At 55.1% G+C, this 22,977-nt stretch carries 22 protein-coding genes and 1 pseudogene; 14 read left to right on the forward strand and 9 right to left on the reverse strand.

The features are described from left to right. Positions 1 to 67: 67 nt before the first annotated feature. Positions 68 to 697, reverse strand: coding sequence for a transcriptional regulator (locus tag TH468_RS10335; protein WP_246832290.1), 630 nt, complete (start codon positions 695 to 697; stop codon positions 68 to 70). A gap of 51 nt (positions 698 to 748) precedes the next feature. Between TH468_RS10335 and TH468_RS10340 the strand changes: the two genes are divergently transcribed. Continuing rightward, entirely contained in the window at positions 749 to 1,522 is a 774-nt protein-coding gene (locus tag TH468_RS10340; RefSeq protein ID WP_085643836.1) for an ABC transporter substrate-binding protein, read from the forward strand. A gap of 16 nt (positions 1,523 to 1,538) precedes the next feature. Here the strand turns inward: TH468_RS10340 and TH468_RS10345 are convergent, their stop codons facing one another. Beyond that, entirely contained in the window at positions 1,539 to 2,741 is a 1,203-nt protein-coding gene (locus tag TH468_RS10345) for an Mrp/NBP35 family ATP-binding protein (RefSeq protein ID WP_085643838.1), read from the reverse strand. Between the two features lie 276 nt (positions 2,742 to 3,017). Here TH468_RS10345 and hflK point away from each other — a divergent pair, with 276 nt between their 5' ends. The 4 genes from hflK to TH468_RS10365 all read left to right on the forward strand — a co-directional run bounded on the left by hflK (position 3,018) and on the right by TH468_RS10365 (position 7,062). Further along, positions 3,018 to 4,151 carry an FtsH protease activity modulator HflK gene (hflK, locus tag TH468_RS10350; RefSeq protein WP_085643840.1) on the forward strand — a complete coding sequence of 378 codons (1,134 nt, stop codon included), beginning with the start codon at positions 3,018 to 3,020 and terminating at the stop codon, positions 4,149 to 4,151. Further along, positions 4,151 to 5,023 (forward strand): protease modulator HflC, encoded by an 873-nt coding sequence (gene hflC / locus TH468_RS10355; RefSeq protein WP_085643842.1) that lies wholly within the window; start codon positions 4,151 to 4,153, stop codon positions 5,021 to 5,023. The genes hflK and hflC overlap by 1 nt, the downstream gene beginning before the upstream one ends. Before the next feature lie 132 nt (positions 5,024 to 5,155). Then, positions 5,156 to 5,347, forward strand: a complete 192-nt coding sequence (locus tag TH468_RS10360; protein WP_062953332.1) for a DUF2065 domain-containing protein — start codon at positions 5,156 to 5,158, stop codon at positions 5,345 to 5,347. A 218-nt stretch (positions 5,348 to 5,565) separates the two neighbouring features. Continuing rightward, positions 5,566 to 7,062 (forward strand): DegQ family serine endoprotease, encoded by a 1,497-nt coding sequence (locus TH468_RS10365; RefSeq protein WP_085644207.1) that lies wholly within the window; start codon positions 5,566 to 5,568, stop codon positions 7,060 to 7,062. Positions 7,063 to 7,155: 93 nt separating this feature from the next. Here the strand turns inward: TH468_RS10365 and serB are convergent, their stop codons facing one another. Further along, positions 7,156 to 8,046 (reverse strand): phosphoserine phosphatase SerB, encoded by an 891-nt coding sequence (gene serB / locus TH468_RS10370; RefSeq protein ID WP_085643844.1) that lies wholly within the window; start codon positions 8,044 to 8,046, stop codon positions 7,156 to 7,158. A 188-nt stretch (positions 8,047 to 8,234) separates the two neighbouring features. Between serB and miaA the strand changes: the two genes are divergently transcribed. The 5 genes from miaA to TH468_RS10395 all read left to right on the forward strand — a co-directional run bounded on the left by miaA (position 8,235) and on the right by TH468_RS10395 (position 13,930). After that, positions 8,235 to 9,221, forward strand: coding sequence for a tRNA (adenosine(37)-N6)-dimethylallyltransferase MiaA (gene miaA / locus TH468_RS10375; RefSeq protein ID WP_246832291.1), 987 nt, complete (start codon positions 8,235 to 8,237; stop codon positions 9,219 to 9,221). Positions 9,222 to 9,372: 151 nt separating this feature from the next. After that, the gene (locus TH468_RS10380) at positions 9,373 to 11,136 is read left to right on the forward strand and encodes an acetolactate synthase 3 large subunit (RefSeq protein ID WP_085643846.1); all 1,764 of its coding nucleotides are present in this window, start codon (positions 9,373 to 9,375) and stop codon (positions 11,134 to 11,136) included. Positions 11,137 to 11,240: 104 nt separating this feature from the next. Further along, the gene (ilvN, locus tag TH468_RS10385) at positions 11,241 to 11,750 is read left to right on the forward strand and encodes an acetolactate synthase small subunit (RefSeq protein WP_037989846.1); all 510 of its coding nucleotides are present in this window, start codon (positions 11,241 to 11,243) and stop codon (positions 11,748 to 11,750) included. A gap of 97 nt (positions 11,751 to 11,847) precedes the next feature. Further along, a complete protein-coding gene (gene ilvC, locus TH468_RS10390; protein ID WP_007092048.1) occupies positions 11,848 to 12,867 on the forward strand; it encodes a ketol-acid reductoisomerase in 1,020 nt (339 codons plus the stop codon). 154 nt (positions 12,868 to 13,021) lie between these two features. Further along, on the forward strand, positions 13,022 to 13,930 hold the full coding sequence (locus TH468_RS10395) for a pseudouridine-5'-phosphate glycosidase (protein WP_085643848.1): 909 nt from the start codon (positions 13,022 to 13,024) through the stop codon (positions 13,928 to 13,930). A gap of 85 nt (positions 13,931 to 14,015) precedes the next feature. Here TH468_RS10395 and TH468_RS10400 read toward each other — a convergent pair whose 3' ends face one another. Further along, a complete protein-coding gene (locus tag TH468_RS10400) occupies positions 14,016 to 14,294 on the reverse strand; it encodes a hypothetical protein (RefSeq protein WP_210402241.1) in 279 nt (92 codons plus the stop codon). A gap of 219 nt (positions 14,295 to 14,513) precedes the next feature. Between TH468_RS10400 and TH468_RS22015 the strand changes: the two are divergent. Then, a pseudogene (locus TH468_RS22015) lies at positions 14,514 to 14,702 on the forward strand (helix-turn-helix domain-containing protein); the annotation flags it as partial. A gap of 91 nt (positions 14,703 to 14,793) precedes the next feature. On the opposite strand, the gene TH468_RS10410 reads toward TH468_RS22015, so the two are convergent. After that, positions 14,794 to 15,441 carry a GNAT family N-acetyltransferase gene (locus tag TH468_RS10410; RefSeq protein WP_168177119.1) on the reverse strand — a complete coding sequence of 216 codons (648 nt, stop codon included), beginning with the start codon at positions 15,439 to 15,441 and terminating at the stop codon, positions 14,794 to 14,796. 173 nt (positions 15,442 to 15,614) lie between these two features. Between TH468_RS10410 and TH468_RS10415 the strand changes: the two genes are divergently transcribed. Next, the gene (locus tag TH468_RS10415; protein WP_085643856.1) at positions 15,615 to 15,983 is read left to right on the forward strand and encodes a hypothetical protein; all 369 of its coding nucleotides are present in this window, start codon (positions 15,615 to 15,617) and stop codon (positions 15,981 to 15,983) included. Here the strand turns inward: TH468_RS10415 and TH468_RS10420 are convergent. Beyond that, positions 15,970 to 16,710: a hypothetical protein gene (locus tag TH468_RS10420; RefSeq protein ID WP_139834687.1), complete on the reverse strand. Its 741-nt coding sequence runs from the start codon at positions 16,708 to 16,710 to the stop codon at positions 15,970 to 15,972. The two genes, TH468_RS10415 and TH468_RS10420, sit on opposite strands and share 14 nt — an antisense overlap. Positions 16,711 to 16,808: 98 nt before the next feature. Continuing rightward, positions 16,809 to 17,465 carry a pyridoxamine 5'-phosphate oxidase family protein gene (locus tag TH468_RS10425; protein ID WP_085643860.1) on the reverse strand — a complete coding sequence of 219 codons (657 nt, stop codon included), beginning with the start codon at positions 17,463 to 17,465 and terminating at the stop codon, positions 16,809 to 16,811. A 133-nt stretch (positions 17,466 to 17,598) separates the two neighbouring features. Here TH468_RS10425 and TH468_RS10430 point away from each other — a divergent pair, with 133 nt between their 5' ends. Next, positions 17,599 to 19,110, forward strand: a complete 1,512-nt coding sequence (locus TH468_RS10430) for a PLP-dependent aminotransferase family protein (protein WP_085643862.1) — start codon at positions 17,599 to 17,601, stop codon at positions 19,108 to 19,110. A gap of 109 nt (positions 19,111 to 19,219) precedes the next feature. Next, complete coding sequence (locus TH468_RS10435; RefSeq protein WP_085643864.1) at positions 19,220 to 20,704, forward strand: deoxyribodipyrimidine photo-lyase; 1,485 nt, start codon at positions 19,220 to 19,222, stop codon at positions 20,702 to 20,704. Positions 20,705 to 20,711: 7 nt separating this feature from the next. Here TH468_RS10435 and TH468_RS10440 read toward each other — a convergent pair whose 3' ends face one another. Next, the gene (locus TH468_RS10440; protein ID WP_139834688.1) at positions 20,712 to 21,266 is read right to left on the reverse strand and encodes a hypothetical protein; all 555 of its coding nucleotides are present in this window, start codon (positions 21,264 to 21,266) and stop codon (positions 20,712 to 20,714) included. Positions 21,267 to 21,302: 36 nt separating this feature from the next. After that, entirely contained in the window at positions 21,303 to 22,850 is a 1,548-nt protein-coding gene (locus tag TH468_RS10445) for a CYTH and CHAD domain-containing protein (protein ID WP_085643868.1), read from the reverse strand. Positions 22,851 to 22,977: the final 127 nt, after the last annotated feature.

The following is a 22,977-nucleotide window of genomic DNA, read 5'->3' on the forward strand; positions in this document are numbered from 1 at the left end:
CGACAAAACCAAAACCCCGTTAGAGAAATCTGGCGGGGTTTTGTGCTTTGGCCCGGTTCGGTTCAAATTAACGCAAATCTGCCGCCAGCCCCCGCAAAATGGCCGTCGTTTGGGCATCGGCTGGCAACAGGGTTGCGATAGCAAGTTCGGACAATGTGACCTCGACCGGAGTGCCAAAGACCGTGGTTGTGCTAACAAAGCGCAATTCACCGGCGTCACTTTGCAAAACCAGCGGCACGACAAGCCCGGACAGATCCCCTGCCCCGTCAGCGGCACCGGGTTCGTCTGCATTTTCGGGCGCACGGTAACGGCTGGCCTCGTCATAAAGGCCGCGCAGTTTCGCATCTGCTGTCACTGCAATCTGGCGGCGCCATCGGTCCAGTAAATGGTCGCGCCATTCGACGTAATTCACTACCCGGGGTGCAAGCCCGTTTGGATGCAGGCTCAGCCGCAGGATATTGACCGGCGGCCAAAGAGATTCCAGGTCAACCCTGCCAATCAACAGGGGCACAATCCGGTTTGCGGCCACCATGTACCAGTGCCGATCCATTGCCAGCGCCGGATAAGGCTCATGTGCAGCCAATATCAGATCCACCGCCGCCCGGATTGCAGCCGACTGATCGGTGCCAAGATCATGTTCGGCATAGATCGGCGCAAAGCCCCCCGCAATGAGCATCGCATTCCTTGTCGGCAGCATCCTGACGCCCCATGTCTTCTGTAAGGTACAGAAGCATCATCAGGGGCCAGAATGACATTTCCGGCAAGATTACTTGCCCTATTGATACTCGTCGTCGGCATGGCCTTCGCGGTCCTGATGCCGGCGACGCAAAGCCATGCCGAAACCATTTATGTCGACGAAGCCAATCCGCCTTTTATGTATCGTGCCGGGGATGAGGCCGTGGGCATTTACCCAGCCCTGATCCGTGCGATTTTCAGACATGCCAGCATAAATGTCGATGTCGTTGCCGTCCCTTGGAAGCGCGCCATTGAAAACCTTGACGCCAACAAGGGCGGTGTTGCCGGGATATACAAGAATCTTGAACGCCAGAAGAAATACGTCTTTTCCGAGCCGATCCATGTAGAACAGCTGATGCTATATCAGCGCCTGAGCACATTCAACAATCCAACCGATATTGATGACCTGCGCGGCCAAACCGTTGGTGTCATTCGCGGATGGAGCTACGGGGATCAGATTGATGATGCACGAAAACGCGGCGTGTTTAGCGCATCCGAAGCCACCGGGGACGAACAGAATTTTCAGATGCTGGCACTTGGCCGGGTAGATACCGTCATCGCGATTGGCGAGGCCGGGGATGTCTGGGTCAAACGGCTGGGACTAAGCGACAAGGTCGTCCGCAGCGAAACCCCGATCCGGAAAAACCCGACCTATATCGTATTCCACCGCGCATCATCGACAATATCGACGGTGACGATGATCAATCGATCCATCGAAGAACTGCGCGAAAACGGCACCCTGCAACGCATCTCTCAAGAAGTTTTGCAGGGTGCCAGCAATTATTAGGCGAAAGTCGGGCGACCTAACGGAAGCTGATTTTGGGGAACAGGCTTTTCTTCGGTGCGGTTTTCGGTCCGACGCGTTCGTCAATTGCCGCAGCAATCTTGTCGGCAATCGCGGCATAGGCCTTGGAATGTTCGCCGTCCGGATCGGTATGGATGATTGGTTTGCCTTCATCCGCACCCAGCCGGATTTTAAGGTCCAACGGGATTTCACCAAGAAACGGTACGCCCAGTTCATCGGCGGCCTTGCGTGCACCACCATGATCGAAGACATGATCGACATGGCCGCATTCCGGGCATTTATAATAGCTCATATTCTCGATCAGGCCGAGCACCGGCACATTGACCTTCCGGAACATATTAAGTCCCTTGCGCGCATCCAAAAGGGCAATGTCCTGCGGGGTGGAAACGATCACCGCCCCCGTGACCGGCACGCGTTGAGCCATCGAAAGCTGGATATCGCCGGTGCCCGGTGGCATGTCGACGACCAGAACATCGAGTTCGCCCCAATCGCTGTCGCGCAGAAGCTGTTCGAGAGCGCCCATCGCCATCGGCCCACGCCAGATCACCGGCTGTTCTTCATCGACCATAAACCCGATAGACATGATCCGGATGCCAAAGGCCGACGGCGGCACCATTTTGCCTTCCTTGTCGGAATGGGTTGGTTTGGCATCACGAAGGCCCATCATCCGTGGCAGGCTGGGCCCATAGATATCGGCATCGAGAAGACCGACCTTCAACCCCTTGGCCGCCAGTGACAGCGCCAGATTGACCGAAGTGGTGGATTTCCCCACCCCGCCCTTACCCGACGCAACCGTGATGATCGAACGGACACCCGTCATTTCGAGCGGCTTTTGCCCTGCACCTTGCGGACGTTGCCCTGCTTGCGGTGCGCCATGTTGCCCCCCATGTGTATGACCATGAGAATGGGGATGCGAATGACCACCTTGTGCCGGGGCAGAAGCCCCATTCGGACGTTCTGCCGTAAGGGCGACACGGACTGTTGTGACCCCGTTCACATTAGCAACGGCACGTTCCGCAGCAAGGCGCAGATCTTCAAGCGACGCCCCGCGTTGCGGGTCAACCGCGATCATGACATTCACGGTTTCGTCATGAATATCAATACCTTGCACCATACCCTTTTCGACGATACTCTTGCCGTCAGCCGGATCGATAACCGTCGAAAGGGCTTCAGTAATGCGTTCCCGGTTGGGCGAGGTCATATTGCAGTCTCCGAAAAATGGCTTAAGTCCGTGATCGCACAGAACTTGCAGGCGCGTATCGTTGTTTTGCGAGGCAAGCTGTCATATAAGGCCTTAGGGTGTGGCCCCATTAATTACATGCAACGCCGTCCGGATAAAAGGATTGAGACGGAACTTGATGCGCAGATAGGTCAGATGACCGCGATAAGCAAGCAATAGGCATGTCATTAATGGGCTCATGTCCCAAGATCGGTAAGCATAAATAAACACCGAACGGCAAGAAGAGGAAGACACTCGATGCCTTGGAATTCACAAGGGGGCGGCGGCCCCTGGGGTGGTGGCGGAAACAATGGCGGCGGCCGCAATCCGTGGGGACAGCGTCCTCAGGGTGGCGGTGGCGGCGGTGGTAACACGCCCCCCGATTTTGATGAAATGATTCGCAAAAGCCAGGAACGCTTGAAGCGGCTGTTCCCCGGTGGTGGTGGCTATAAGGGCTTTGTCCTGATCGGTATCGCCATAGTCGGGTTGTGGCTTTTGACAGGTTTCTATCGCGTCCAACCGGGTGAACAGGGTGTAACACTTCTGTTTGGCAAATGGGTTGGCACGACGGGCCCGGGTCTGAATTATTTCCTGCCCGCCCCGATTGGCGAAGTGATCAAGCCGAACGTCGAACGCACCAACCAGATTGAAATCGGTTATCGCGGTACCGGCAATGCCGGAACCGGCGGTGCGCGTGACGTCCCGGAAGAAAGCCTGATGCTGACCGGTGACCAGAACATCATCGACATTGATTATGTCGTTCAGTGGCGCATCAGCGATGCCGGTGCCTATCTGTTTAATGTTCGTGATCCGGAAAACACCATCAAGCTTGCCGCAGAAAGTGCAATCCGCGAAGTCATTGGCAAAACCAATCTGGAAGAAGCCTTGACCGTTGGTCGTGTCCGTGTTGAAGAACAGACACGCACCCTGCTGCAATCCATTATGGATGGCTATGCGTCGGGTATTTTCATTGCAGAAGTGAAAATGCAGAAAGTGGATCCGCCGCGTGACGTTATCGATGCGTTCAACGACGTGCAGCGTGCCCGTCAGGACCGTGACCGTTCCCAGAACGAAGCACTGGCCTATCGCAACGACATCATCCCGCGTGCAAAGGGTGAAGCCGAACGTATGGTTCTTGAAGCTCGCGCCTACAAGGATCAGGTTGTGAAGAATGCCCAGGGTGAAGCCGAACGCTTTACCTCGGTCTATAATTCCTATCTGACCGCGAAGGATGTCACCACGCGTCGTCTGTATCTTGAAACCATGCAGGATGTTCTGAAGAACTCCAACAAGGTCATTCTCGATCAGAAGGGTGAAGGTGCCAATGGCGTGGTTCCGTACCTGCCGTTGCCCGAAATCCAGAAACGCACGAACGCAGGAGGCAACAACTAATGGCAAGTCCTAAACTTATTGCCACCGGCGTCGTTGTCGTCATCGCGGCCGTGGTTGCATCCATGTGCATGTTCACCGTCCGTCAGGACCAGCAGGCACTGGTGCTTCAGTTCGGTAATCCGGTCCATGCGGTTTCCGAACCGGGTCTTCATTTCAAACTGCCGATCCAGAATGTGGAATATTATGAGCGCCGCATTCTGGAACTTGATCCGCCGGTTCAGCAGGTTCTGCTGTCGGACCAGAAGCGTGTCAACGTCGACAGTTTTGCCCGCTGGAAAATCGTTGATCCGCTGCAGTTCCGTCAGCGCGCAACCAATGCAGCCAACTTTGTTCAGCTGTTTGGCCAGCGTCTGAACTCGGTCATCCGTGGTGAACTTGCACAGGCCCCGCTTGTGTCACTTCTGTCGGATAACCGGTCGCAGATCATGGAAAAAATCCAGGCAACGCTGGTCGAGCCGGCAAAAGAATTCGGTGTCGAACTGATAGATGTTCGTATCGGCCGTACCGACCTTCCGCAGGAAACCTCGCAGGCGGTGTATAACCGTATGCGTTCTTCGCGTATCGCAGAAGCCGCACAGCTTCGTGCCGAAGGTGAAGAGCTCAAGGCGAAAATTCAGGCCGAAGCGGATCGTGAACGCGTCGGCATTCTGGCTGAAGCCCGCCGTCAGGCAGAAGTTCTGCGCGGTGAAGGTGACGGTCAGCGGAACATCGTTCTGGGTGAAGCCTATGGCAAGGATGCCGGTTTCTTCGAGTTCTATCGTTCGCTGGAAGCCTATCGTGAGGCCCTTTCGGATGGCTCGACCATGGTGATTTCACCGGATTCCGAATTCTTCCAGTACTTTAATAACTCCACGCCTAGCGCAACGCGCTAGACAAACGGGTGCTGGACAAAGCACTAGGGCGACCGGCATAGTGTGCCGGTCGCCCTTTTTTGTTTGAAAATAATGTCCTGTTGATAGTTATATCGCACACAGGTTCATAGAAACGCCGGAACGTCCACGCCCATGAAGGAACTCGTTACAGCTGTTCTCCTGGCCATCGCGCTGGAGGGAATGTTTTATTCGCTGTTCCCGGGCGGCGCCAAACGTGTGATGGAACTGGTGCAGGAAATCCCCGAATCCCAATTACGGATCGGCGGCCTTGTTGCCGCGGTCGTCGCCATCGCCGCGATCTGGGGTGTGCGGGTCTGGCTTTGAAGATAAAGTTCGGGGCCATTTCGCGCATATTTGCGCCTTCCGGTGTGCAAACACAGAAAAACCCGAGCTCTTCCTTGATTTTTCTCAGGCTTGCCAAATTTCTGACAAACTCGGCACTAACTTGGCTAGTTAAGCGGTGCATGAACTATCCAAAAGAACAGCATCGCGTGCTGCAAAAATTCAATACCGTGAACGCGGCAACGAACAGGATCAGACACATGCTAAAAGCATTATACAACCCGGCGCGAAGCAGATTTACGGCTGCGCTGGTGATTGTTCTTCTTGGCGTGACCAGCGTCTCGCAGATTGCGAACGCTCGCCCCGCTCCTGAAAGTTTCGCAGACCTGGCCGAAAAGCTTCTGCCCAGTGTGGTAAATATCTCGACCAGCCAGATGGTGGCCGAACGTCAGGGACCGGACTTCCAGTTCCCTCCCGGATCGCCGTTTGAAGATCTTTTCAAGGACTTTATGGATCGCAACGGACAAGGCGGGCAAGGCCAAGGCCAGACTCCGCAACAGCGCCGTGCGACCGCACTTGGTTCGGGCTTTATCATTTCGGCAGACGGTTACATCGTAACCAACAACCATGTGATTGATGGTGCCGACGAAATCACGGTACGCCTGCATGATGGCGATACGCTTCCGGCGAAACTGATTGGCCGTGACCCGAAAACGGATGTCGCACTTCTCAAAGTCGAACCGGAAGACGACCTGCCCTTCGTCAAATGGGGTGATTCCGATCATTCCCGTATCGGTGATTGGGCGATGGCGATCGGCAACCCGTTCGGCCTTGGTGGCACCGTGACCGCCGGGATCATTTCCGCACGTAACCGCGACATCAATCAGGGTCCGTATGATGACTTCATCCAGACGGATGCGTCGATCAACCGGGGCAACTCGGGCGGGCCGCTGTTCAACCTTGATGGCGATGTCATCGGCATCAACAGCGCGATCTATTCGCCGTCGGGCGGTTCGGTCGGCATAGGCTTTGCCATTCCGTCGGCTATTGCACAGTCGGTTGTTGACCAGCTTAAGGAATACGGCCGGACCCGTCGTGGCTGGCTGGGTGTTCACATCCAGACCGTGACCGACGATATAGCTGACTCGGTCGGGCTTGATAAATCGACCGGGGCGATGGTTGCCGGCGTGTCCGATGATGGCCCGGCAAAGGCCGCTGGCATCAAACAGGGCGACGTCATCCTGTCGTTTGACGGCAAGGAAGTCGAAAGTATGCGCCGCTTGCCGCGTATCGTTGCTGAAACCAAAATCGGCAAGGATGTCGATGTTGTAATCTGGCGTGACGGAGAAAAGAAAACCGTTCAGGTCGAACTTGGCGAACTTGAAGAAGACGTTGTCGCCACCTCGGCAGAACAGGGCGAAGAACAGGCACCGGCCGCAATTGCCGAAGCCGAAATCAAGCCGCTGGGCATGAAGATTGCCAACGTCGATGATGAACTGCGCCGCCGCTATAACCTAGCCGAAGGCACCGAGGGTGTCATCGTGACCGAAGTCAATGGTGACAGCTATGCCGCTGAAAAGGGTGTTCGCCCGGGCGACATCATTATCGAGGCATCGCACAGCTCGGTTTCCACGGTCGAGGAAGTTTCAGACGCGGTCAAAAAGGCAATGGATGATGACAAACGCACCATCCTGATGCTGATTGAAACCTCGGCAGGCCCGCGTTACTTCGGCCTGACGCTGAACAAGGAAGACTAAGACCTTCTGGTCTTGCTTTCCCAAAATCAAAAAGGGCGGCCTTTACTGGCCGCCCTTTTTGCATTCCGGCTTACGGGTTTATAAATACCGTGATCAGATCACAAAATCGGATTTGGCATATCCTTGCAGATACAGCAGCGCGGTCAGATCGCCATGATTGATGCAGATGCGTGCCTGTTCCTGAACCGATGGTTTGGCGTGAAATGCCACACCGGTTCCGGCCAGTGAAATCATCTGCAGATCATTGGCACCATCGCCAACCGCAATGGCATCCTCAACACCGAGGCCCTGCTCGGCCGACAGTTTTTCAAGCGCATCAACCTTGGCCTGACGGTCCAGAACCGGTTTCTTAACCTTGCCGGTCAATGTGCCGTCTTTGGTGATCAGCACATTGGCCTGATCAAAATCAAAGCCCAGTTCACGACGCACGGCACCGGTAAAGAAATCAAACCCGCCCGACACAAGGGCGGCAAAGGCACCATTGGCCTTCATGGTTGCCACCAGCGCTTTGGCCCCGCCGGTATATTCAACGGTTTTCCATGCCTCGGCCAGCATTTCGGTCGACATACCATCCAGCAGCCCGACTCGTTCATCAAGGGCGGCCTCGAAATCAAGTTCGCCATTCATCGCACGCGCGGTTATCGCCGCAACCCGGTCCTTGACCCCGGCAAAGGCCGCCAGCTCATCAAGCGTTTCACCGGTGACCATGGTACTATCCATATCCGCAATCAGCAATTTCTTGCGCCGCGTTTTGGCAGTCTGGGTCACGGCATCAACACCAAGACCGGCATCACGTAACGCCGTATCGGCAATATCAAGGCTCAGCCCGGCAAAGCCAATATCGCACGCCTCGCCCGCCGCCAGCCACGAAACATCCCCGACACGCGCCCCGGCCCCGGCCAGAACGGTTTTGGCACGCGCGGCAATATCGTCACCTAACGCGTTCGAATTGGGGGCAGCGATCAGGGTAAGGACCAGATCCATGGATTGCGGGCTCCTTGGCATGGCGAAAGATTAATAATATTGCGCTCTTTATCCGAATTGCGACCAGCAAAGACAAGAGCCGTTTTGTTAAGGCGTCCCCTCTACGCAGTTTTTGTCTCGTAATGATGACGCTAATCTCTATGCCTTGCAGGTCGAACCCCATAAACTGGCTGACCGCGATAAATTGAATGATTGAAAGTGCCTTTCCGATGTCGGCCCAGACCACAGCCCCCTTCCAACCCGTCCTGATCGTTGCGGGACCAACCGCCAGCGGCAAGTCCGCGTTGGCGCTTGATCTCGCGGAGGCGTTTGACGGGGTGGTGATCAATGCCGACAGCATGCAGGTCTATAGGGAACTACGTGTGTTAAGTGCGCGCCCCGACGAGAGCGAAACCGCGCGTGCACCACATCGGCTTTATGGCGTACTGTCCGGGCGCGAGGCATGTTCGGCTGGGAAATGGCGCGACATGGCGATGGCGGAAATTGCCGAATGCCATGCAAAGGGCAAGCTTCCGATCGTTACCGGGGGGACGGGCATGTATCTGAATGCCCTGACCGAGGGGATCGCCCCGATTCCCGATATTCCCGCCGGGATTCGCCAACAGATCACCGCTGATCTGGAAAAAGCCGGGCACCAGGCGTTTTTCAATGATTTTGCCAAACGCGATCCTTACACGGCCGCCACCCTTGATCCGTCAAACACCCAGCGCCTGATCCGTGCGGCCGAAGTTCTGGCGGGAACCGGGCGCGGTCTTGCAGACTGGCATCACGAGCCGATGGTGAGACCACCCGAAGGCATGGTTTTCAAAAAGCTGTGCTACATGCCGCCGCGTGACATCCTTTATGATCGCTGCAACCGGCGTTTCGATTTGATGATCGAGCAGGGCGCAATCGAGGAAGTCCGCGGACTTCTGGCCGAGAACCTACCGGAACCGGCCCCTGTGATGAAGGCAGTCGGCGTGCGCGAGCTCGCAGCCTACCTTGCCGGCGAGATCGATCTTGAGGCCGCCAAAGAGAAATCACAGCGCGAAACCCGGCGTTATGCCAAGCGTCAATTAACGTGGTTTCGCCATCAGATGAATGACAAGGAGATCATCGACACGCAATATTCGGAAAGTTTGGCAGACAAATTGCGTAATGATGTTCACCAATTTCTGTTGACCACGCCAAAGTGAGGCGATAGGTTGGCCCTTCCGCCGTCGAAATGGCGGAAAACCGCCGTTTCGGCGGATTTTTCAACTCCAGTTCAAGGGTAATTGGATCATGTATCAACCACGCGGTTATCACGCGGCACGTTGTTGTCGCTAAGGAAGAGGCTCGAAAATCATGGCAGAACGTATTTTAAGCGGTTCGGAAGTAGTGTTGCAGGCTCTGGTCGATCAGGGTGTGGAAGTCGTGTTCGGCTATCCCGGCGGCGCCGTCCTACCGCTATATGACGAGATATTTAAGCAAAACCGGATTCGTCATATCCTAGTACGCCATGAACAGGCTGCCGTGCATGCCGCCGAAGGTTACGCACGTTCGACCGGAAAGGTCGGCGTTGTTCTGGTAACCAGCGGTCCGGGTGCAACGAATGCCGTTACCGGCCTCACCGATGCGTTGATGGATTCGATTCCCGTCGTCTGCCTTACCGGGCAGGTTCCGACCCACCTGATCGGCAATGACGCCTTTCAGGAAGCCGACACCACCGGCATCACCCGCCCCTGCACCAAGCATAACTATCTGGTGAAGGACAGTGCGAAGCTTGCCCGAACGATGCATGAAGCATTCCATGTTGCGTCAAGCGGCCGCCCGGGTCCGGTTGTGATCGACCTGCCGAAAGATATTCTGGTCGCCAAGGCACCGTATCTTGAGCCTTCACAGGTTCAGCACCGCACCTATAACCCGGTTGTCAAAGGCGACCGCCGCCAGATTGAGGAAGCGCTCGAACTGCTGGCATCGGCGAAAAAGCCGATCCTGTATTGCGGTGGTGGCGTCATCAATTCCGGCAGTCAAGCCTGCAAGGTTCTGACGGAATTCACCCGCCTGACCGGTGTTCCGATTACGCTGACCCTGATGGGGCTTGGTGCCTATCCGGCATCAGACAAGCAGTATCTTGGCATGCTCGGCATGCACGGCACCTACGAAGCCAACATGGCGATGCATGATTGCGATGTGATGATTGCGGTTGGTGCACGTTTTGATGACCGCGTGACCGGCAACCTAGATTTCTTCTCGCCAGGTTCGCAGAAAGTCCAGATCGATATTGATCAAAGCTCGATCAACAAGAACGTCCCGGTTGATATCGGGATTGTTGGCGATGTCGGTCATGTCCTTGAAGACATGATGAAAATCTGGAAAGCCAAACAGCACAAGATCGAAGCCAAGGCACTTGATAGCTGGTGGGACGAGATCGAAGGCTGGCGTGGTAAACACTGCCTGTCCTACAAACAACCCAAGGACATCATCAAGCCGCAGCACGTGATCCGTCGCCTGCATGCGCTGACCCGTGATCGCAAGACCTACATCACCACCGATGTCGGGCAGCACCAGATGTGGGCGGCCCAGCATTTCGGGTTTGAACATCCGCATGAATGGATGACATCCGGTGGCCTTGGCACCATGGGATATGGCATGCCCGCCGCCCTTGGCGTTCAGGTTGCCCATCCGGATGCAACCGTTGTCTGCTTTACCGGTGATGCATCAATCATGATGAATATTCAGGAATGCGCGACGCTGACCCAGTATCGCCTGCCGGTGAAAACCGTCATCCTGAACAACCGTTACATGGGCATGGTCCGCCAGTGGCAGCAGCTTCTGCACGGGTCGCGCTATTCGGAAAGTTACAGCGAATCCCTTCCGGATTTCGTCAAACTGTCCGAGGCATTCGGCTTTACCGGTATGACTTGTAACAACGCGGCCGATCTTGATGACGCACTGACCAAGATGCTTGAAATCGATGGTCCGGTGATCCTCGACGTTGCCGTGGATGACAAGGAAAACTGCTATCCGATGATTCCGTCGGGCAAGCCGCATAATGAAATGCTGCTTGGTGCGGAAACCACCGGTGACGAAGCCATTGATTCCGACGAAGGGATGGTTCTGGTCTGATCCGCGAAACCCGTTCGCGACAAGACATCATCAAAACCAAAATCAAAGGCCGGGCCGGGCTGCACACTGAATGCGCCCGCCCGCGCCCTAGCGGAGCAAGACCCGTGAAAGAAACCGAAATTTCGAAACACACGATATCCGTTCTGGTGGATAACGAAGCAGGTGTTCTGGCCCGTGTCATCGGCCTGTTTTCCGGCCGTGGCTATAACATCGAAAGCCTGACCGTGGCCGAGGTTGACGCCAGTTCCCACCAGTCGCGCATCACCGTTGTCACCTCGGGCACGCCCATGGTGATCGAACAGATCAAGGCACAGCTTTCACGTCTGGTGCCGGTTCACAAGGTCAGCGATCTGACCCTTGCCGGACCATGCGTTGAACGTGAACTTGCCCTGGTCAAGGTGATTGCATCGGGTGAAAAGCGCGTCGAGTCCCTGCGTATTGCCGATATCTTCAAGGCACGCGCAGTCGATGCGACCAACAGTTCCTTCGTCTTCGAAATCATCGGAAGCCCGGAAAAAATCGACGCCTTCATCAAATTGATGGAGCCGTTGGGGCTTTCGGAAACTTCGCGCACGGGTGTCGCAGCAATTTCGCGCGGCACGCTGACGATGTGAGTTCGCCGGGGGTGCCTTGGCAGTCCCGCTTTAACAATTTAATCCATCCGCCACGCAAAGAAAAATCGCGTGGTCCAACGTCCAGAGGTATCGAAAGATGCGTGTTTATTACGACCGCGATGCAGATGTTAATCTGATCAAGACCAAAAAAGTTGCCATCATCGGTTACGGTTCGCAGGGCCATGCCCATGCGCTGAACCTTCATGATTCGGGCGTTAAAGACGTTGTTGTCGGCCTTCGTGAAGGTTCTTCGTCGCGCAAAAAGGCTGAAAATGCCGGCCTGAAAACCATGACCCCGGCCGAAGCCGCTGCTTGGGCAGACGTTGTCATGATCCTGACCCCGGACGAACACCAGGCTGCGATCTATGCCAACGAACTGCGCGACAACCTGAAAGATGGCGCCGCCCTTCTGTTCGCACACGGCCTTAACGTCCATTTCGGCCTGATCGAGCCGCGCGCTGATCTTGACGTCATGATGATCGCACCGAAAGGCCCGGGCCACACGGTTCGTTCCGAATACAAACGTGGTGGCGGCGTACCCTGCCTTGTTGCAATCGAACAGAACGCTTCGGGCAATGCGCTTGAACTCGCACTTTCCTACGCATCGGCAATCGGTGGCGGCCGTTCGGGCGTGATCGAAACCACCTTCCGCGAAGAATGCGAAACCGATCTGTTCGGCGAACAGGCTGTTCTTTGTGGCGGCCTGACCCAGCTGATCAAATACGGCTTCGAAACCCTGACCGAAGCTGGTTATGCTCCGGAAATGGCCTATTTTGAATGCCTGCACGAAGTCAAACTGATCGTCGATCTGATGTATGAAGGCGGCATGGCCAACATGCGTTACTCGATCTCGAACACCGCAGAATACGGCGACTATGTCACCGGCCCGCGCGTGATCGACGCATCGGTAAAAGAACGCATGAAAGAAGTTCTTGCTGACATTCAGGAAGGCAAATTCGTTCGTGACTTCGTTCAGGAAATGCATTGCGGCCAGCCGATGTTCAAGGCAACCCGTCGCCTGAACGCCGAACACGAAATCGAAGAAGTCGGCACCAAACTGCGCGCGATGATGCCGTGGATTGCTGCCAACCAGCTCGTCGACAAAGAAAAGAACTAAGCTTTACGCTTTGTTTTTCGAAACGGCCGTCCCGATGGGGCGGCCGTTTTTGTTTGTCCGCACACAACAGCCATGATCTGTTTGAGGTGGATTTTACAAGCCGATCCGCGTAATCCTGACCTTTAAAACTTTAACTCAAACATGAGCATTTTGAATGTCGGACTTTATCGATATCGCCCCGGAAGTCGCCGAAGCCCTTGTTGCTGGCAAGCCGGTTGTCGCCCTTGAATCCACCATCATCTCGCACGGGATGCCCTATCCGCAGAACCTTGAAACCGCGCAGGCGGTTGAACAGGATGTGCGTGACAATGGCGCAATCCCGGCCACCATCGCGGTGATCGGCGGGCGTTGCAAAATCGGCCTGTCGCCGTCGGAACTGGAGTATTTCGCCAAGGGTACCGACATTCTGAAACTTTCGCGCCGGGATATCCCATACTGCATCGCCAAGAAACGCGATGGTGCGACCACCGTTTCAGCAACCATGATTCTGGCGGAAAAGGCCGGTATCAAGGTCTTTGCCACCGGCGGGATTGGCGGGGTTCACCGCGAACTGGCGGCAAGTTTCGATATCTCGGCCGATCTGACCGAACTTGGCAAAACCAGCGTTGCCGTCGTCTGCGCCGGTGCCAAGGCGATCCTTGATATTCCGATGACGCTTGAACATCTTGAAACGCTGGGTGTGCCGGTGATTGCATATGGCACCGATGAATTCCCGGCGTTTTATACCGTCAAGAGCGGCCAGAAAGCCCCGATCCGCCTTGATAGCCCGGTTGAAATTGCCGAATTCCTGAAATCGAAATGGGACTTTGGTCTTGAAGGCGGGGCTGTAATCGGCAACCCGCCGCCGACTGACAAGGCACTGGAGCTTGATGCGATCGAACATGCGATTGATAGCGCGCTGATCGAAGCCAAGGGGCTTAACATCCATGGTCGCGACGTCACGCCCTTCCTTCTGGAACGCGTGACCCAGCATACCAAGGGCAAAAGCCTTGAAGCCAATATTGCGCTGGTGCGCAACAATGCCGTCCTTGGCGCCAAAATTGCGGTTGCGCTGGCGGTCTAAGGCCCTCTTTCCGGAAACATTGCAAAAGTAAAAAAGCCCCTGATCCTGTCAGGGGCTTTTTCCTTGGAATTTTCGGAAGCTGCGCTTAATCAACCTTGTCGTTGCCTCTCAGATCGCCGCATTCACCATTCTCTTTTTCGCGCATCGCATTTGCCGCTACAAGTGCACGAATGATCGCCAGAACTGCAGGTGAATCCACATCCGACCCGCGGATGGACCGCTCGTAACGAGCGACATCGTTAGCAAGAAACTGCAAATTGGATAAAACAATATCGGTTGTCTGACGTGACAGATACAACCTGCCACCATAATCGTTTGCCGTACGGCGCAATAAAGCCGTCATCGTCGAGAGTTGTTCACTCAACATCTGTTTTCTACGCGATTTATGATTTTAATTATCGACCCAAAACTTATTATCGCTATTTTTCGCGTATAAACAACGCTTAAATACACTAAATACGCGATGAATACGCAAAATTCGCGTAGACACAATGCAGAACACTTCACAAATTTGCCTATTCAGAGTAGCCTCCGTGATATTCCAAACACAGTAAGCAGAGCCAAATGTATGAACCCCGATGCAATGACCGGACTGGCCCAGCGGATCGGAATTTGCGAAAAGATCGCGGGATCACGCAGCGCCCTTGCGGCAAAAACAGGTATTGCCGCACGCACGCTCGAAAACTATAGCCACGGACGCAATGACCCGAAGGCATCAGCATGTGTTGCCATTGCACAGGCCACTGGCGTTTCGATCGAATGGCTCATGACTGGCATTGGCTCCCCTGCCATAGAAGCCCCTGAAAGCGAACGCAAAATCGTTTACAATATTGCCTATTTCCTTGCCCGCAAATCCAAGGCTGTCAAAGCGGACCCAGTGGAGTTTGCTGATTCATTTCTGTCACTTTACGATTATTGCCGGGAGAAGCAGCAATCGGGATCGGAAACGTTTGATGCACAGGCATTTGAGAATGTCGTGGAATTTGCATCGAAGCGTTTTCAGAACAATAGCGCCTGATCAATAGCTGCAACCGTTGCCGCAACCGGTTGCAATCATCACAGACATAACCGACTTCCGGCAACCGCTGACCTTCAATTACACGGTCGCGTTTCACCTGACTGCGCCATCCCATTTGCGCATACCAGAAGCGGATCGGATTATCGCGGAAAGCCCAAAGCACCGGCGGGATCAGGCGACGTTCGGTCAAAAAATCAACCATGGTCAACATCATGATCGGCCCAGTTTCCCGGCCGCGATAGTCCGGTAGGACATAAGCAGCATGCATTTCGCCTTTTCCGTCGATGTCCGGGTCCTTATTGCGACAACAGAAACAAAACCCAACAACCTGTTGACCGGATTCTATCACGAATAGTCCATCGCTATCTTCGTGGGAGTCGAACCAATCCAGCCATTGCTGATGACGATATTCTCGCGACCGACTGCGCAAAACGGCTTCGGGCATGAAGGCATATGTTTCACGCCAGCAGAAGGCATGAATCTGCGAAATCATTGAAACATCGTCGATTTTTGCAGCCCTGATTGAAATCATTGATTTTCCTCCAATTGATTAATGGACGAAAATCATTGCACATCTTTCGCGTGTTGCGTTTTCCGTATACAACTATTTTAAAGAAACCAGCGAAAACCATTACCGTCTTAAACGATAGTGACCGGATTTAATGCATGCTTGATATCGATCTTCAGAAACGTCTTGATCAGGCTGCCGCTGGTGTTCGTAAAGAGAAGCCAGCCTTATCCAGAACTCAGCATATCGCGATTACGATTGCGGTTTCGCTGTTCATGACCACGGTTGGCATTGCAACCTACGCACAGCTTAACAGCATCCCCTCAATGCCATCTGACGATCTGGGGAAACTTGCTGTCCTGGTCAGTGATGTGACGGAGTCGGTACCGGCTGACATCTGGGCGGCGATGGAAAATCATATCGGCAAGCCTGCCGAAAATTTCAATGCGGATGATCAAGTTCGTGCAGTTGCATTCCTACTGGAACTGATCGAAAACCAGCCCAAGCCTACAATCAATATATGGTAACGACTGAACTTGTCACGACAACCGGATAATCGCGCAATTTACGCCACATTGTACGCGCCGGGTAGGTATTAAGCTTTGTCTCTGTAATACCTGATAAACCGTTACCGACCATTAAGCTATCGAAGAAACCCGAACTCAGTTCCATTTGAGCAGGGCTGGTCATGACTGCGACACCATCCGTGGTAAAAGCCGAATAGAAACACAAACGGCATGCGCGCTCTGCGGGGAGCCAGGCATCGGGCGTCATCACCGCCACGAGTACTCCGATCGTTTTGCCCGACACCCCTCGCAACACACGTGTTACAGGGATAAAGGGAACGCCGGATTGCTGACCGGTTACCGGCGTCCCGATATTAAGGGCTTCACTACCTGTAGCAATGGTCTGACTGAAATAATCGCGGCTCGACAAATCCAGATCCGCCGCAGGATAACGTGTCGTGTCGAAACGCAGAATCCCCTTGGCATCAATAAACAAAAGAGCACGAACCGCAGAAACCTGTTCAGTAAACCGTTTCAGGCTGCCTTGCAGAACCACTTCGTTCATGTTGCCGTCATTTCGCAATAAGTCCGCTGAACGACGCATCAGACCATCAGTTTGGTTCAATATATTTTCGACATGGGTGGCCATCAGAAGAACGTTCTCTTCCAAAGAGATACTCGCCGGGTTGGCGGAAGCCGTGCCGGGCAACCACATCACTCCGATCAGAATTACCAGCCATCTATTCATCAAATCCCCGCGCCGTTGATAGCAGCAGCTATTCAAATTTGAACTTCCTGTAAATCAAACAACAGCGACGAGGCGCAAGCAACATCTAATACATGTTTCTAGGTGCTTGTTTGATGGCGGTGAGCCGCATCAAGACGGGTATCATCAATCGGATCGCCCCAGACATTGGCGCAGGGCAAAACACCGGCCCAGACCGGCAGACCATAATCTTCCTCGTCATCGACCGGATCACCGGTGCGGACCTTGGCCGATACCTCGTTCAGATCAAAACCAAGGAACATGGTGGCCTTGAGTTCCTGTTCATTGGGATGACGGATCTGGTCCCAGCGGCCTTTGGACAGCTTTTCGACAAACAGCCGGGAATGTTCCATTTTGCCTTCCGGGTCGGCGACGATTTCACCCTTGCCGTAAATCACCACCGAACGGTAATTGGCCGAGTGATGAAAGGCCGAACGCGCCATCACCAGACCGTCCAGATGCGTAATGCACAGGCAGGCTTCCTCACCATTGGCGATGGCGGCCAGAATGCGGTTCTTCGATGCACCATGGATATAAATCCGTTCGCCCACGCGCCAATGCGCAGTCGGGATCATCGAGGGGCGACCATTCACAACGGTTCCGACATGGCAGATCAGGGCATCGTCAATAATGCCATGCACAAGTTTTCGGTCGTAACTGGCACGTTTGGGGCCACGCACCACTTTGGTTGCGGGATGGACTTCGTATTGTGCCGGAAGTGCCGTGGTCTCTGACATTTTCTTTGTTCTCTGTAACTTCTGGTGACGCAAGGACTGACGTCATCATCGACAGAATTGGACTTTATCACAGGTCCGTTATAATAATTTTGACAGAACCAATTTCAACATCATCCGTCACCGATTGGCCAAGATGCGCAGCGACTACACCTGGATTTATCCCAGCCATACCGCCAAATCCGATAATGCGAAGGAAGACAGCGCCTATCGCCGTCTTTACCTTGGCATTCGCCAGGCCATTCTGGATGGGCGGCTGCATCCGGGCGAAAAACTGCCCGCCAGCCGCGATCTGGCCAAAAGCCTTGGCATTTCGCGCAATACGGTGGTGACGAGTTTCGATCTGCTGGTGTCCGAAGGTTATCTTGAAACCCGGATCGGGGCCGGAAGCTTTGTTGCCAGCAGCCTGCCCGACCGGGAAATGACCGCCACCGCCACCCCCGAAGCACTGGACCCGGCGCGCAAGGCGACCCGCCCCGTCCGCCTGAGCCAGAGTGCCACACGCATGCTGGCCTATGACCGACGCTTTCCAAGATTTCGCGTGGCGCGTCCGTTTAACCCGGCGACACCGGATCTTGATGCCTTTCCATTTGATCTGTGGGCGCGGTTGTTGCGCCGAAGCTGGCGGGCACCTGCCCTTGACCTGACCATTCCGGTTGATCCGCTTGGCATGCCGGCATTGCGCGACGAGGTTGCCAAGTGGCTGCGCCAGTCACGCGGGGTCAAATGCGATGCCGATCAGGTGATGATTGTTTCAGGCGCGCAGCAGGCGCTGGACCTGATTGCGCGTGCCCTTGTGGATCCGGGTGACGTGATCGCGACCGAGGACCCGGGTTACGAAGGCATTCGCGGGGTTCTGGCCGCCAGTGGCGCCACCTTGCTCCCAATCCCGGTGGACGGCGAGGGATTGCAGGTAGATCAGCTTGGCAAGGGTGCACCGGCCCGGATCGTCGTTACGACGCCATCACGCAATTATCCGCTGGGCACGACATTGTCGCTTGCCCGTCGTCTTGCCCTTTTGCAATGGGCAGATGCCCATGATGCGTGGATTGTCGAAGACGATTATGACAGCGATTATCGCTATGACGGGCCGCCGTTATCGTCCCTTCAGGGATTGGATCGGCAAAATCGTGTGCTTTATGTCGGCACGTTTTCACGCGTCCTGTTTCCCGGTATTCGGCTTGGATATCTGGTTTTGCCGCCTGCCCTGATCCCGGTATTTCGCGGGATGCGCGGCTTTGCCGACGGTGTACCGGCCCCAACAGCACAGGCCGCATTGGCCTCCTTCTTCGCCGAGGGGCACTTTGGCGGTCATGTCCGCAAGATGCGGTTAAGCTACGGGGAGCGAAGGGCACATCTGCGCGAACTGATCGAAACACGTGCCAGTGATATTTTGCAGGTCCTGCCATCGGATGGCGGATTGCATCTTTGTGCGCGCCTGACCGGTGGACAGGGTGATGTTGAATTGCAGGAACGGATGGTTCAGGCACAGCTCGATTGCCGCGCCCTTTCATCCTATTACCATGATAAATCAGAAGAAAATCGCGGCAATCTGCCACAGGGGCTGGTGCTTGGCTTTGCCGGATGGAAAAAGAATGTGATTTCGCAAAGTTTCGATGAACTGATCAATCTGGTCCGCCGTACATGATGATGTACCCCGAGCCAGAGAGAGCGCATCGACATCCCTCTATGCTGTCACAGTCGATGTGCTCTCTCACCCTTCAGCCCCTTCCTCCCCCAAAGGTACGAGTTCCCGGATGCCCTCTGTTTCTGCCGCCTCGGTTGCCATCATGTGGTTTCGCAATGACTTGCGTCTTGCCGACAATCCGGCATTGAATGCCAGCGTAAAGTGGGCACAGCAAAATAACGGCATCGTTCTTCCGGTCTTTATCCTTGATCGGGTGATTGATGCCCAATTGGGCGGGGCGACGCGCTGGTGGCTGGAAAAAAGCCTGACGCGTCTTGATGAAAGCCTTGCAACAGTGGCCGGAAAAAAGGCCCCCTGTCTGCGGGTTTTCAGATCAGATGCGCGGGACGTTTTCAATCAGTTGCAAACTGATCACAAAATCGGCGCGCTTTTCTGGAACCGTCTTTATGACAAGGCGTCCATCGCGCGCGATACTGATATCAAATCATCCTTGTGCGATCAGGATATCGAATGCGAAAGCTTCAATGGTCAATTGCTGTATGAGCCATGGGAAGTCAAAACCGGTGCCGGGACCGACTTCAAGGTTTTCAGCCCGTTCTGGCGGGCGTGCCTGAAACTGCCACCCCCGGCAGAACCGAAAAAAGCCCCCGAAAAGATCCCGCTTGGCAATCTGAAACTGGCCAATGAAACGGACATTGCCGGGCTTGATCTATCGCCCAAGCCGTTTGACTGGGCCACGGGCTTTACCGACCGGTTCACACCCGGCGAACAGGGCGCGATGGATCAGCTTTACGGCTTTATCGATGACCGGTTGATTGATTATGCGGACTTGCGCGACCGGCCCGATCATCGGGTGACATCGGAACTTTCGCCGCATCTGCGCTTTGGCGAGATCAGCCCGCGCCAAGTCTGGCACGCGGCAAACCATTATGCCGACGCCCATCCCGGCCAGGGCAAAACCGCATCAAAATTCATGGCCGAACTGGGCTGGCGGGAATTTGCCCATCATGTGCTGTTTCATGCCAGGGATCTGAAATCCGTGCCGCTTCAGGGCCAGTTCACAGAATTCCCATGGGTCGATGATCCAAAGGCGCTTGAACGCTGGCAACGCGGGCAGACCGGTTTTCCGATTGTCGATGCCGGGATGCGGGAACTTTGGCATACCGGCTATATGCATAACCGGGTGCGGATGATTGTCGGGTCGGTACTGATCAAACACCTTCTGATCCACTGGCACGAAGGACTGGCGTGGTTTGACGATACGCTTGTCGATGCCTGCCCGGCCAACAATCCGTTTTCATGGCAGTGGATCGGGGGATGTGGTGCCGATGCCGCCCCCTATTTCCGGATTTTCAATCCGGTCCTGCAAGGCGAGAAATTTGATCCCGATGGCAGTTACGTCCGGCGATGGGTGCCGGAACTTGCCGACATGCCCGCGCAATATATCCACAAACCGTGGGACGCATCCCCCTTGATCCTGAAAGCCGCTGGGGTGGATTTGGGCCTGACCTATCCCGAACCCCTGATCGGGATCAAGGAAGGCCGTGAACGCGCGCTGGCGGCCTATCAGGATATGAAACGCGCGGTAGCTTAGGCTGCACTTACCGCGCCTTGCGCAAATACCAGATCAGGTTATCCATCGTGTTGGGCAGCAGGGTGCCACTCGAACAGATTGCAGCTTCGACAAAACTGTCCCGATAACCTTTGCTTTTGGCATTATCAAGCTTGAGGATTGCGGTTCCGACCGCGCAACGGTTCTGCTCCTTGTCTTTGCCAAAGGCAACGAAGCCCTCTGCCCCGTTTGGATGGCCGGGTTTGCCGACGATGGTGTAATCGAAAACCAAAGGCCGCCATCGTTCTTCAAATGCGGGACGGGTATGGATGAATTTCTTCCGTCCGGATGGCATGTCGTCCGCCGCCCAATAGGCTATTCTTACCTGCCCCTTGCCGCCATCAAGTTCCCAATTGTAATGGGCGGCTGCCGTTTCGAAAAACCCATCCCTTGGCAAATCCCGAACAGAGGTCACCGACATTCCCGACGCTTCGGCGATATTGAACTGTTCCTGATAGACAACGTCGCTTTCGGCCGGAAACTCGTTACTGGTCACGCATGTCGACAAAGCCATGATCAGCGGCAAAAGGAGCAGATGATGCAAGACCAACATTAGTCCCAATGCAGATCCCCAATCTGTCTACTTCCAGAACAGCTTCTGCTTTTCGAATTTCTTCCATGCCTGATCAAGTCCCTGCAGGCGATGATCGGCGCGCGCGCCGAACCAGCCGGAAATCAGGCCAATGGCGACCATACCATCTTTGGAAAGTTGCGGTTTCAATGCCATTAGCCGCGCTTCGGCCACCGCAACATCGTTCAGCCAGCCAAGGATTTCCTGAAGGGTTGCCAGTTCCTTGCGAAACTTCTTTGCCGGTTTCCCGTCATAAACCTCGCCAAAGAAATCGCTGCCATATCGCATCTGTTTGACATCCAGACGCAGGGCATGCAGTTGCGGGACGGTCAGGCTGCCAACATCACTGCCACGCTTGGTCAGGCGTTTATAGGCGCGGCTTAGCAAGGGTTCGGCAAGTTTGGTCACGGAGGCCGACATTGCCTTCATCTGGCTGGCATCCGCCCCAGATGCCCAGCGTGAATAGCTTGACCATGCGCCAAGCAGCAGCAGGAGTTGCTGATACTCGAAACTTTCAAGCATTTCGCGTGCGGTCACCAAGGCAGCCTCGCGCTGTTTGGCTGCCGCCTTGCGCAAATCGGTAACCCCCGGATGATCGGGAAAGCGTTCTTCGACCATCGGCAGGGTTTCATTGAGGAAAACATCCCAGTCGCGCAGGCCATCAAGCGCCTTGGTGCAATGTTTCAGCAGGCGGCGGATCAGAACGCCTTCTCCCTGCGGCAGGTTTTTCTTGAAAAGGTTGAATGCCACGCGCAGGCGCCGCATGCCCACCCGCATCTGATGACAGCCTTCGATATGAAGGTCTTCACGCACGCAGACCTCGTTCCCAAGGATCATGCGAAGCCCCTGCGCCAGTACCGCCCGAAACGCGGTTTCGGCCGACATATCGGCAACAAGCCCGCCGGGGGCCGCCTTGTAAAAGCCCGGCACCTCATTCAGATAAAGCGCCCGCCCGCGCGATGCCTTGGACCGCAGGCTCAGGAACAGGGGCACGGTGCGTTGCAGTTCAAGTGCCAGATCAAACAGGGCAGCGGGATGGCCTTCCTTCAGCTCCAGCTCGACCTCGGACAGGGGGGATTCCTTTTCCGCGGTGCGCACCACGCCCTGATCGATTGCCAGTTCCATGATCGCGTCGCGATAGGTCAGATCAACGGCACTGCGTTTCAGGTCGGTTTCAAAAATCCGGTCGATCTTCTTCTTTTTGACATGCCTGTCGAGCAAGCCCACCACGTCTTCGTCGGTGAATTTATCCAGATCAAGAACACCGTCGGGCAGTTCGACATTCCATTCATGACGTTCGGGCAGTGCTTCGCGCATGCCGTTCGATGCCTTGACGGTCTGCTCCCACCCCTTGGTGCCCTTTTTGCGGACACGCAGCGCCAGTCCCTTGCGGGCCAGCGAAAGTTTGGGCGTGTCGTGATAGATGGACACAAGATGGGTGGTCAGAAGGCGGCGGCCTTCCTTGACCTCGCGCAGGACGGGTGCCTGTTTCAAACGCGATACGTGCTTCGGATCGATGCGGAGTTTCAGTTCGATCTCGATCTGCTTTTCGGCCATCAGGGTCCCCCGGATGTTCTTGTTATTGCAGCGCAGAACACGCTGTCTGCCATAACGTCATAGCCCGAATTGTGTTTCAGCAGTTTGAAACCAGCCGCCGGACGTCATGGTAACGGGATGTAAAATT

Origin of the sequence: Thalassospira sp. MCCC 1A03138 (assembly GCF_002115785.1) — a bacterium.
GTDB lineage: Bacteria > Pseudomonadota > Alphaproteobacteria > Rhodospirillales > Thalassospiraceae > Thalassospira.

Bases quoted from the DNA above. Each gene is read 5' to 3' on its own strand.
- TH468_RS10335 (WP_246832290.1), bottom strand. From the start codon at position 697: ATGCTGCCGACAAGGAATGCGATGCTCATTGCGGGGGGCTTTGCGCCG.
- TH468_RS10340 (WP_085643836.1), top strand. From the start codon at position 749: ATGACATTTCCGGCAAGATTACTTGCCCTATTGATACTCGTCGTCGGC.
- TH468_RS10345 (WP_085643838.1), bottom strand. From the start codon at position 2,741: ATGACCTCGCCCAACCGGGAACGCATTACTGAAGCCCTTTCGACGGTT.
- hflK (WP_085643840.1), top strand. From the start codon at position 3,018: ATGCCTTGGAATTCACAAGGGGGCGGCGGCCCCTGGGGTGGTGGCGGA.
- hflC (WP_085643842.1), top strand. From the start codon at position 4,151: ATGGCAAGTCCTAAACTTATTGCCACCGGCGTCGTTGTCGTCATCGCG.
- TH468_RS10360 (WP_062953332.1), top strand. From the start codon at position 5,156: ATGAAGGAACTCGTTACAGCTGTTCTCCTGGCCATCGCGCTGGAGGGA.
- TH468_RS10365 (WP_085644207.1), top strand. From the start codon at position 5,566: ATGCTAAAAGCATTATACAACCCGGCGCGAAGCAGATTTACGGCTGCG.
- serB (WP_085643844.1), bottom strand. From the start codon at position 8,046: ATGGATCTGGTCCTTACCCTGATCGCTGCCCCCAATTCGAACGCGTTA.
- miaA (WP_246832291.1), top strand. From the start codon at position 8,235: ATGATTGAAAGTGCCTTTCCGATGTCGGCCCAGACCACAGCCCCCTTC.
- TH468_RS10380 (WP_085643846.1), top strand. From the start codon at position 9,373: ATGGCAGAACGTATTTTAAGCGGTTCGGAAGTAGTGTTGCAGGCTCTG.
- ilvC (WP_007092048.1), top strand. From the start codon at position 11,848: ATGCGTGTTTATTACGACCGCGATGCAGATGTTAATCTGATCAAGACC.
- TH468_RS10395 (WP_085643848.1), top strand. From the start codon at position 13,022: ATGTCGGACTTTATCGATATCGCCCCGGAAGTCGCCGAAGCCCTTGTT.
- TH468_RS10410 (WP_168177119.1), bottom strand. From the start codon at position 15,441: ATGATTTCGCAGATTCATGCCTTCTGCTGGCGTGAAACATATGCCTTC.
- TH468_RS10415 (WP_085643856.1), top strand. From the start codon at position 15,615: ATGCTTGATATCGATCTTCAGAAACGTCTTGATCAGGCTGCCGCTGGT.
- TH468_RS10420 (WP_139834687.1), bottom strand. From the start codon at position 16,710: ATGAATAGATGGCTGGTAATTCTGATCGGAGTGATGTGGTTGCCCGGC.
- TH468_RS10425 (WP_085643860.1), bottom strand. From the start codon at position 17,465: ATGTCAGAGACCACGGCACTTCCGGCACAATACGAAGTCCATCCCGCA.
- TH468_RS10430 (WP_085643862.1), top strand. From the start codon at position 17,599: ATGCGCAGCGACTACACCTGGATTTATCCCAGCCATACCGCCAAATCC.
- TH468_RS10435 (WP_085643864.1), top strand. From the start codon at position 19,220: ATGCCCTCTGTTTCTGCCGCCTCGGTTGCCATCATGTGGTTTCGCAAT.
- TH468_RS10445 (WP_085643868.1), bottom strand. From the start codon at position 22,850: ATGGCCGAAAAGCAGATCGAGATCGAACTGAAACTCCGCATCGATCCG.